Genomic DNA, 975 nt, shown 5'->3' with positions numbered 1-975 from the left:
ATTCACTATGCCACTACAGAACGCTTCTTTAGTAGAAGCATTATCTTTGAATGAGACCATCGAACAAGATATTCGTGATGGTTGGCAAGCAAGTCTAAATCTCACCTTTGTCGACCGTGGTGACAAAACCCTATTAAAAAATCGTCAGCAGTCTGGTCCGCTTGCGGTGCAACGCCCCCTGTATCCTGATGGGGAAACGTGTCACACCTACTTACTCCATCCCCCCGGCGGAGTGGTGGGTGGTGACACTCTCAATATTGAGGCAACCGTAGAAAGTGGTGCTCATACATTGATCACCACACCCGGTGCTACCAAGTTTTATCGTTCTAACAACAAGTACGCCAAGCAGAAGCAAACTCTTCGCGTGAAGAAAGGTGCTCGCTTGGAATGGATGCCGCAAGAAAACATCTTTTTCCCCAATGCACACGTTCGTCTAGACACTGAAATCCGCCTAGAAAAGGGTGCACAGTTTTGGGGTTGGGAGATGCACTGTTTTGGACGGCCTGCACAGAATGAGGGATTTGAGCGTGGCCACCTTGTTGGGAAAACGGAAATCTATCTTGATAATCAAAGGCTTCTAACTGAAGGGTTTAATTTTCATGGTGGCGATAAGTTAATGATAAATATGGGTTTACTTGATTATTCAATGATGGGTACCTTTTATCTCACCTCAAATGAGAAGCAAGATTTAGAGTTGGTACAGAGCTTGCTCTTATCTATTACACAGCAAGCTTCACAGCAATCAGTTACATCAAAAAAATCGAGTGAACCCACATTAATATTGGGTGCGACTCAGATAGAAGGATTGATTGTGGTGCGAGCCTTGGGTAATTGGAGTGAAGACATCCTCCAAGCCTTTGGTCAGATATGGCAAGCAACTCGCTCTCATTTATGTGGTACGACTCCTGATTTACCAAGGATTTGGGCGACTTAGCGATTAGCCCTATTTGTACCGAGGTGTAGTGGCATAGTGAA

General features: G+C 45.0%; 1 protein-coding gene. It reads left to right on the top strand.

Annotation, left to right across the window (positions count from 1 at the left end; all coding sequences use genetic code 11):
- A partial coding sequence (locus BCT34_RS04530; RefSeq protein ID WP_241902773.1) for an urease accessory protein UreD occupies positions 1-934 on the top strand: 934 nt, incomplete at its 5' end.
- Between the last annotated feature and the right edge of the window lie 41 nt (positions 935-975).

This window comes from Vibrio sp. 10N.261.45.E2, assembly GCF_002875705.1.
Taxonomy (GTDB): Bacteria; Pseudomonadota; Gammaproteobacteria; order Enterobacterales; family Vibrionaceae; genus Vibrio.
Note: the sequence above shows the minus strand (reverse complement) of the source record. Positions and strands in the feature narration are given on the sequence as shown.